The organism is Algoriphagus sp. (assembly GCF_013373065.1).
GTDB lineage: Bacteria > Bacteroidota > Bacteroidia > Cytophagales > Cyclobacteriaceae > Algoriphagus.
On record NZ_JABXIN010000018.1, the window covers coordinates 135,001 to 144,117 of the forward strand.

9 protein-coding genes and 1 pseudogene are annotated in these 9,117 nt (G+C 41.2%); 6 read left to right on the plus strand and 4 right to left on the minus strand.

Going from position 1 to position 9,117, the window contains the following annotated elements:
- The first annotated feature begins 4 nt into the window (after positions 1–4).
- Genes HWE15_RS13105 through HWE15_RS13115 form a run of 3 tightly spaced genes read left to right on the plus strand, consistent with a single transcriptional unit; the run spans position 5 to position 1,836 of the window.
- Positions 5–1,138 carry a 5-(carboxyamino)imidazole ribonucleotide synthase gene (locus tag HWE15_RS13105; RefSeq protein WP_290507994.1) on the plus strand — a complete coding sequence of 378 codons (1,134 nt, stop codon included), beginning with the start codon at positions 5–7 and terminating at the stop codon, positions 1,136–1,138.
- Entirely contained in the window at positions 1,135–1,650 is a 516-nt protein-coding gene (purE, locus tag HWE15_RS13110) for a 5-(carboxyamino)imidazole ribonucleotide mutase (protein WP_290507995.1), read from the plus strand. Before HWE15_RS13105 ends, purE begins: the two co-directional genes overlap by 4 nt.
- A 30-nt stretch (positions 1,651–1,680) precedes the next feature.
- On the plus strand, positions 1,681–1,836 hold the full coding sequence (locus HWE15_RS13115) for a hypothetical protein (RefSeq protein WP_290507996.1): 156 nt from the start codon (positions 1,681–1,683) through the stop codon (positions 1,834–1,836).
- Here the strand turns inward: HWE15_RS13115 and HWE15_RS13120 are convergent.
- The gene (locus tag HWE15_RS13120; protein WP_290507997.1) at positions 1,826–2,287 is read right to left on the minus strand and encodes a hypothetical protein; all 462 of its coding nucleotides are present in this window, start codon (positions 2,285–2,287) and stop codon (positions 1,826–1,828) included. The genes HWE15_RS13115 and HWE15_RS13120 overlap by 11 nt on opposite strands.
- Before the next feature lie 24 nt (positions 2,288–2,311).
- Positions 2,312–2,665, minus strand: coding sequence for a DUF3127 domain-containing protein (locus tag HWE15_RS13125; RefSeq protein WP_290507998.1), 354 nt, complete (start codon positions 2,663–2,665; stop codon positions 2,312–2,314).
- Positions 2,666–2,998: 333 nt separating this feature from the next.
- Between HWE15_RS13125 and HWE15_RS13130 the strand changes: the two genes are divergently transcribed.
- On the plus strand, positions 2,999–3,601 hold the full coding sequence (locus HWE15_RS13130) for a sigma-70 family RNA polymerase sigma factor (protein WP_290507999.1): 603 nt from the start codon (positions 2,999–3,001) through the stop codon (positions 3,599–3,601).
- Complete coding sequence (locus tag HWE15_RS13135; RefSeq protein WP_290508000.1) at positions 3,576–3,809, plus strand: hypothetical protein; 234 nt, start codon at positions 3,576–3,578, stop codon at positions 3,807–3,809. The genes HWE15_RS13130 and HWE15_RS13135 overlap by 26 nt, the downstream gene beginning before the upstream one ends.
- A 34-nt stretch (positions 3,810–3,843) precedes the next feature.
- Here the strand turns inward: HWE15_RS13135 and HWE15_RS13140 are convergent, their stop codons facing one another.
- Entirely contained in the window at positions 3,844–4,728 is an 885-nt protein-coding gene (locus tag HWE15_RS13140) for an alpha/beta hydrolase (protein WP_290508001.1), read from the minus strand.
- A 2-nt stretch (positions 4,729–4,730) separates the two neighbouring features.
- Positions 4,731–6,152: an aldehyde dehydrogenase family protein gene (locus tag HWE15_RS13145; RefSeq protein ID WP_290508002.1), complete on the minus strand. Its 1,422-nt coding sequence runs from the start codon at positions 6,150–6,152 to the stop codon at positions 4,731–4,733.
- 426 nt (positions 6,153–6,578) lie between these two features.
- Between HWE15_RS13145 and HWE15_RS13150 the strand changes: the two are divergent.
- Positions 6,579–9,117, plus strand: a pseudogene (locus HWE15_RS13150) (hypothetical protein); the annotation flags it as partial.

Sequence of the window (9,117 nt, forward strand, 5' to 3'; positions counted from 1 at the left end):
GATCATGAGCCAAAAAAATCAAATTCTCGGGGTCCTCGGTGGAGGGCAGTTGGGTCGGATGCTGATTCAGTCCGCCATCAATTACAATCAAGACATTCATATTCTCGATCCGGATCCTAATGCACCCTGCAAGGATCTGGCGCAGCGATTCGTGAATGGATCATTACGGGATTTTGATACAGTTTACCAATTTGGGCAAAGCTGTGATGTCATTACGATTGAGATAGAAAATGTTAATACGGAGGCGCTGCAAAAGCTTCAACAAGAGGGGAAGCGCGTTTTTCCACAACCGGAAATCATTCGTTTGATCCAAGATAAGCGAGCGCAAAAGCAATTTTATCAACAGCACGGAATTCCAACAGCTGATTTTATTCTTACTGCAAACCGGGAAGAGGTAATCCATAACCGGGATTTTTTACCAGCTGTCAATAAGCTGGGAAAGGAAGGGTATGATGGTAGAGGCGTTCAGATTTTGCGTAATGAGGAAGATTTAAATCAAGCGTTCGACGCACCGGGTTTGCTTGAGAAATTGATTGATTTTGACAAGGAGATTGCGGTAACGACAGCGCGAAATTCAAAAGGGGATTTGGTTGCATATCCTGCGGTGGAATGTGCTTTTCATCCAACAGCCAACTTGGTAGAGTTTCTATTTGCACCTGCTACTATTTCACCTGAAATCGAAAAGAAAGCACAGGAGATTGCCCGGGAGGTAATTTTGAAGCTGGATATGGTAGGGATTTTGGCTGTAGAGATGTTTGTGACAAAGGATGGTGAAGTTTTGGTAAATGAAATCGCTCCGAGACCTCATAACAGTGGGCACCATACCATTGAAGCGAACAATACGAGCCAGTTTGAACAACATCTCCGATCGGTAATGAATTGGCCGCTTGGCGATACTGGCCTCCGCTGTCCTGCAGCTATGATCAATTTGCTAGGTGAGGAAGGCTATCAGGGAGAAGCTTATGTGGAGGGAATGGAAGAAGCTATTTCGGAAAAAGGAGTCTATATTCATCTCTATGGCAAAAAATTGACCAAGCCTTTTCGAAAAATGGGTCACGTAACTATACTCGATGAAAATATTGATCAATTAAAGCAGCGGGCCCATTACATTAAAAACCTAATCAAAATAAAAGCATGAATCCACAGGTAGGAATTATCATGGGAAGTCAGTCCGATCTTCCGGTTATGGCAGAAGCCGCACAAATGTTGGAAGAATTGGGGGTTTCCTATGAATTGACGGTTGTTTCTGCGCATCGGACACCTGACCGGATGGTTGACTATGCCCGATCTGCCCGAGAGCGGGGCTTGAAAGTCATTATTGCTGGAGCAGGTGGCGCTGCCCATCTTCCCGGGATGGTCGCTTCTATGACGAGTTTACCGGTGATAGGTGTTCCTGTGAAAAGCTCCAATTCCATTGATGGCTGGGATAGTATTCTTTCGATTTTGCAAATGCCTGGGGGTATTCCTGTCGCGACCGTTGCCTTGAATGGAGCCAAGAATGCAGGGATTTTGGCAGCTTCTATGGTCGGTGCCTTCGATGAGCAGGTTGGGAAAAATATGGACGCTTATAAAAAAGGACTTCAGGAAAAAGTTGAGAAATCCGCTGAAGAAATTGAGTTGAAGGGCTGGAAGACGATTTTGAAAAAATAGAATCTCTAAACCTGTAAAGACTTTTTAGCAATGGATTGGAGGCGAATTATCCGATTTAAAGTAGGAGGGGAATTGTGGGAAGTACCTTTGTATATTTTAGTATTGATGGTACTAATCACCCTTTTTTTAATGGCTGGAGGAGCCTATTTAGGATTTCAGTTTGGTACCAATCAAGTCAATCCGTAAAAATCCCCCAACCATCATCAAACTTTTGATTGGGGTCGAATCCCCTGACCCATTCGATGAATAGCTTTCGATATTCTTCAATGGCCGTTCGGAGCAACTCCAAGTGTTCCTCAGCATGGGTCTCTTCCATCGCCAATTGATAGGTCATGGAATTCAGGCTTTTGGCATGAATTTTCATCAAGACAGCCTTTTCCATTTTTATGACATAGTCAGGAACAGATTCTGCACCGGCGAACTTGGCGCTCATCACCATCGCATCTTCCATCATGATGCCGCCGTATAATTCCTTCCTAGCCTCATCCAAGCTCCCAACCAAGGCGCGGGTTAGTCCCACGATTTCCTTGGCTTTTTTCATTAAAGGGTGCTTGTAAATCTTATCCTGTTCTTTTTGAAAGTCAAAGTCTCCGTCATCTTCAAAATCCGGATCTTCATCCTCAAAATCATCCCACATAGTAGAAAAAATGCTTGTGTGTGTTTAAAAAGGTAATTGATCTTCTTCGTCAGCGTGAAAGGTATCTACATCCAAAGGACCATTTTCAAAAGTTGGTGTACTACTAGCTTCAGATCCTTTATCTACCCGATAGGCTTTGATATCTGTGTACCAGCGACCATTATATTCCCGGCTTTCCACATCCACACTCAACTTTACTTCTTCTCCAACTGCAATAGGAAATTGATCGATTTTGTCTCCCCAAAGTGCTACACAGACCTTTTTGGGATAGTTCCCCGGTGTTTCAATGATAAATTCCTGCTTGCGCCAGTTATTGCCTGATTTTGAGTTTCCACTTACCTCTTGTAATTTCTGAATTACTTTTCCGCTCAATTCCATAATGCTTGTCTTGTTTTAAAATTCGAAGTTAAGGAATGCCTCTTGAAAGACCTCAGACAAAAAGTAGAATTCCCATTAAAATAGGAGTTGAATTTTCTTTTTTTGGCACTTTTATTGAAGAATAATGGCTCCTCATCCTATTGTGTTTTGGCTGTATTTTCAAGTTTAGGCTATTTTTTTGGCCAAATTTGAAAATCTGCAAAAATCCAAGCTTGAGTTTGTAAGGAATACCTGAAAGGTTTACTTTTAGAGCCCGTTTATAATAAAATTCTAAAATCTCGATAACCCCTATACTATGGCTTAGACTTTTACGTTGTTGATAAACTATAAACAATGAATAAGCGAATAGGACCACGAGATGCTGAGCTCATCGCTCAGTACAGAAATGGCAATGAAGCCGCATTTGATCTACTTGTAGATCGATACAAGACAAAAGTTTATACCACCATATTGTTGATTGTCAAGGATCAGGATTTGGCAGAAGACCTTCTTCAGGATGTCTTCGTGAAAGTCGTCAATACCCTGAATTCGGATAAATACAACGAGGAGGGAAAGTTTCAGCCTTGGATTATGCGGATTGCTCATAATTTGGCAGTAGATCATTTTCGGAAAGCAAGGCGTTATCCTGTCATTGTGATGGAGGATGGGTCTAGTCTTTTCAATTCCCTGAGGTTTGCAGAAGGGAATGCCGAGGATGAACAAGTCAAGGAAGAGGAAATCGCCATGGTTCGTAGACTGATTGATGAATTGCCGGAGGCTCAAAAGGAAGTCTTGATAATGAGACATTACATGGATATGAGTTTCCAGGAAATTGCTGATAAAACCGGTGTCAGTATTAATACCGCTTTGGGAAGAATGCGCTATGCACTGATTCACTTACGAAAAATGATGAAACAACTAAATTTTGCCTATGATAAAACCATTTACCCCAAATGACCTGATTAGATATATCTATCAGGAAATGCCGGAGGTAGAACAAGAACTCTTAATGCAGGCCTTGCACGATGATGAGCATCTGATGCAAGAATATTTGGAAATGCTGAGCACTATAGAGCAACTGGACCAAATCCAATTTCTACCTTCCGAAAAAGTAGTAAAGGCGATCAAATCGAAAGCCAAGTCTACGGGACTTCAAAAAGTCTAACGAACTGGTACCCTGTCTTCTCGACAGGGTTTTTTTAATTTATAGTGGAAATGAATGTAGCGATGTCGGAAATAATTGCCGAATAAGTAGCTGGTGTAAAACCATGGCCCTGCCCTTCGATAATTTGATATTCGAATGATACACCCTCTTCATCCAATTTATTGGCTAATAAATCACTTTGAGAAATCGGTACGACTGTATCTACGGTACCATGAAAAAACTGAGTTGGTGGTGAGGAAGGATTGATGAAATAGATGGGGCTCGATTGTAAATAAGCGTCTTGATTAGAATCTGGAGTTCCGTTCAAAAGTGCTGTCAGACCCGTTTGAGTAAGAAAATTGAAGTCGAACAAGGAAATTAAATCTGTTGGAGGGAATAAAGCCATTACTGCTTTGATGTTTCCAATCTCTTGGTGTTTGTAAGCGTGCAATAATGCTAAATGCCCACCTGCACTGGCTCCAGCGAGGTAAATTTCATTGCTAATATTCCAATTCATTTGATTACTCAGTACATGTTGAACTGCTGAAATCACATCATTTTCCTGGGTGGGAAAGCGATTGGAATTGGTGACAAAATCAAAAAGCCGGTAGTTAATAGCAATCAAAGCAAACTCAGGGAGGGCCTGTTCAAAAGCCATTCGGAATTCCTGAAATTCATCTTTGCTGCCATCTATCCAAGCACCTCCGTGAATGTAGATCAAGACCGGTGTGCTTTCCATACTCCTTCCTTCGGGTAAAAAAATATCCATCACTTGACGGGCATCTTGGCCATAGGAATTATCACTTAATTCCAGAGCTGGTAAAGGAGCATTGGGATTAGGGTCATCCGTCGAGCTACAACTTGAAAAAAGCGTGATTATGAGGAAAAAAGAAGCTATGCCCAGCCGTTTAAAAAAAGCGTAGTCTGAAAAATCTTTCATTTTTAGAACCATCGAATAAGAGATTTAATAATTTGTTTTGTGCGGACCCCATAAGGAGGTCGAAGTAAAGTGGTGTTATTGGGACCTACTCGCTGCTTTAGGATGCCTTTTTCGTTGCTAAAAGCTAAAAAGCCAAAATGGCCATGGGCTTTTCCTAATCCACTGTTATTGACACCACCAAATGGCATTTCATTATGTAGGAAGTGCAGGACACAGTCATTTATTACTGCATTTCCAGAACTTGTTTGTTGGAGGACTTGCTGTTGTTCCTTGCTTGAATCAAAGATATACAAGGCCAAGGGCTTGGGATGTTTGTTTACATATTGTATCGCCTCTTCCAATTTGGAATAAGTGAGAATTGGTAAAATAGGGCCAAAAATCTCTTCCTGGGCAACCAACATTTCTTCCTCAATTCCAGATAAGATGGTAGGTTCTATGTAGCGGTGGTGTGGAATACTTTTTCCTCCGAATTCAACCTGTGCACCTTTATCCAAGGCATCATCCAAATAACCTTTCAATCGATTAAAATGTCGCTCATTAACGATTCGAGGCATATCTTTAGAGTGTTCTATTCCCTTAAAATCAGGGTCATACATTTGCTGTATAGCAAGTTTTAATTCGGCCAGTAATAAATCTTTTTGACCTTCCTGAACCAAAATATAATCAGGTGCTACACAGGTTTGTCCACAATTCACCAGCTTTCCATAAATGATTTTTTGGGCTGCATCTTTAAGATTCGCAGAACTTGTGATTATACAAGGAGATTTACCTCCCAGCTCTAAAGTAACTGACGTTAAATGTTTGGAAGCATATTCCATAACTACCTTTCCGATTTGAGGGCTTCCAGTAAAGAATATGTGGTCAAAAGGCAGGGAAAGTAAATGTTGTGCTACTTCGGCATCTCCTTGATAGACTTGTACCTCATTTACAGAAAAAATCTCCGAAATCATTGTTTCGATTAAAGCAGAAGTGTGAGGCGTTAATTCGGAGGGTTTGATAACAGCTGGACAGCCTGCGGCCAATGCGGAGACTAGGGGCCCAATTGCCAGATTGAAAGGATAGTTCCATGGCGCTATGATTAAGGCAACTCCTTTAGGTTCATACTGGATGGACGCATTTGTGCCTAGCATCGCAAGGGGCGTTGGGAGGGATTTCGACTTCATCCAACGCTTTAGATGCTTGATTGTATGGTTAATTTCAGAAGTAACAGGGAAAATCTCGGATAAATCTGTTTCTACTGCAGACTTTTTGAAATCATTCCAAAGGGCTTCTTGAATTTGTTCCTGGTGGTTTTTGATCCAGGCCCGAAGGGTTTTTAATCGGTCAATTCGCTCACTTGCTGCTGAAGTCCTCCATTTGAGGGCTGTTTTTTGAAGTAAGTTGAGTTTGACTTCGGTTTTTTGGGTGTATTCTGAGATTTCCATGGTTTGATTTTTCTATCAAAAAGAAAGATAAAAAAACTAGCTGAAAAGCATTCCTAAATTTTTTTGAAACAATCCAATGCTTTTGCAGAAGGAACTGAAAAAACCCATCAAAACAGGATTGTTTAACCGGTTTAAGGTATTGTTAAACAAAATGCATAAAATATTATAAAAAAATACTTTTGTAACAAAAAAAATGCATTTCATATAAAAATAAAGCCTTGAAAAATTTGGATAAACTGCAAAAAAGTGTACATTTACTACATAAAACATGGTGGTTACGAGATTTCTCAAGATAAAATCTCAAACTAATAGAGTGGGTAGTTATAGGGGTTGGTTTGACTTGTAGGGATTTGAAAAGTCATATCATCGAAAAATGAAAAAAGTATAGCGCAACGATTACGGACTCGAAATTAAAATCTTAACGATATGGAAAGGTTATCCAATTGTCAATCCAACTTCGATATGCCGAAGGATGGGTTCCTTGAAAGGGGAGAAAGCGGCAATACGGACTTTCTGAAGAGAGGAATAGGATTAGTCATTCTATTCCTTTTCTTTTTGGTAGGTTCTGCATTAGCCCAGGTTGCCCCTGTGAAATTTCCACAAGGAGGCTTCAATATTGATGGAAATCTTGTTTCTGGGGAAATTAATCCCCTTAAAGTAGGTAATCCTCAAACAGGAGACTGGTTCAGGGGAGATGGCGCCCCTGATGACTCATTTGTCTTTTTTGATGATGGAACCGCTGTTCGAATTGCTCAAACATTTAAGTTTTTTGACGAGCAGAACTCGAGTTCTGATAATATTTTCAAAGGCGGACTCAAATACAATGATGATCCTAATAATTGGACTTGGATCAATAGAGAGGCTTCTGATAAACTTGATGTTAATAATGTCTTTGTTCATCTAGGAACCGAAGATGATCTCACCAATAGCCAATGGCTATTTGTTGCGGCTGATAGATTTGGAACAAATGGTGCTTCCTATATTGATTTTGAATTTTTGCAAGATGAGACATTTAGTAAGAATGAGGATGGGACTTTTTCATCCAATCCAGCGACAGGGGGACGAACTGTAGGAGATATTTTGATGACAGTGGATTACACTGGGGGTGGTAGCGTTCCTGTTATTTTGTTTTCAAGATGGCAAAATGTTGGTGTTGATACTTGGGACTATGTGCTTATTGATCCGGCTAAATATGAGGATATTGAGTTTGGGGCCACAAATGCAACTATTGTTGATGCGCCTTATGGTGCTTTTGGTACTTTTGAATACCAGCCTTTTCAGTTTGTTGAAGCAGCCATAGATCTTGGGGCTGCATTTGATGCTATATCTCCAGATCCGTGTGAGAGCTTAACAATTAGGAGGGTTTTCATAAAAACAAAAAGCTCTCCTTCAAAGACGGCAGATTTAGAGGACTTTATTGAACCTATAGCTGTCAAGCTTCTTTTGGGGGAACAAGAAATCTCTTATGACACAAATGATTTATGTGGTTTAGAAGCTAACGTAATATTTACCAACCCGAGAATTTTTGAAACAATTGGTTTTTCTGTTGATGTTCCTTATGATCCTGTTACAGAAACAGGCCTTACGATTGATCCATCTACGGGTACTATCAATTTAGAAAAAACCTCTTCTGGCACCTATACCATAACTTATAAATATTATAAAGTGGATGGGGGGCTGTGTCCTGACCAAACTACATTTGATATTACAATTCCTGGAGATGCCCCAGAGCCTGAAGTGTTAAACACGGAATTCTGCTCCGGCTCAGGCATTCAATTTTATGATGTAACAGCTGGAGAAGGCTATACGATTTTATACTATGAATCTGAAACTTCTCCAGTTCCTTTCGAAGGGGTCCCTTCAGTTGACACGGATGTCGTTGCCCCAGGCACTTATTCAGTTTGGGTAAGTCAAATAAAAGACGGCGAATGTGAAAGCGGAAGAGTTGAAGTAAGTATTAAGGTTCAAACTTGTTCGATTTCATTAGAAAAAACAGGAACTATTGATATGACAATAGTCGCTCCTGATGATCGGGTCGACGAAGGCGATTTGGTCAACTATAAATTCACAGTTAAGAATACAGGTACTGTGACCTTAACTAATGTAACGGTTGCGGATCAGCTTCCTGGTCTGGGTGAGATTACCCCTACCTCTTTAGCTAATCTCACTCCTGGAGCGACCGCTGAATTCACTGCGACCTATACGGTTACCCAGGCGGATCTGGATTTGGGTAGTATTTTTAATACGGCAACAGTCACAGGGACACCTCCGGTTGGAAATGACGTGACTGACACGGATACAGAGACAATTGCAGTGGGTCAAAAGCCATTGATTGAGATTACCAAGACTGCAGATATAGATCCATATGGGCTTGGCGATATAATCACCTACACATTTACTGTGAAGAATACAGGTAACGTTACCTTGACCAATATAACGGTTACGGATCCACTTTCTGGTCTGAGTGCAGTTTCACCTACTTCGTTAGCTAGTCTTGCTCCAGGAGCAACGGCCGAATTCACGGCGACCTACACGACTACACAGACTGATATGGATGCTGGTAGTATTTCAAACACAGCAACAGTCGTAGCAACTCCTCCTACAGGACCAAACGTTACCGATACGGACAACGAGATAATCACTGCGAATCAGGATCCGTTGATTAGTATTTTAAAGACGGCGTCCCAGTCTTCCTATGACGAGGCGGGCGATGTGATAACATATAGCTTCGAGGTAACCAACATTGGTAATGTGACCCTGACCGGTGTATCAGTTACGGATCCCTTACCGGGCTTATCGGCGATTACGCCTGCACCTGTAACCCTTGCGCCAACTGAGAGCCAGATATTTACAGCGACTTATACCATTACCTTGGCGGATATGGATAAAGGAAGCGTAAACAACACGGCAACTGTAACGGGTACTCCTCCTACAGGATCAAACGTGACCGACACCGACAGCGAGA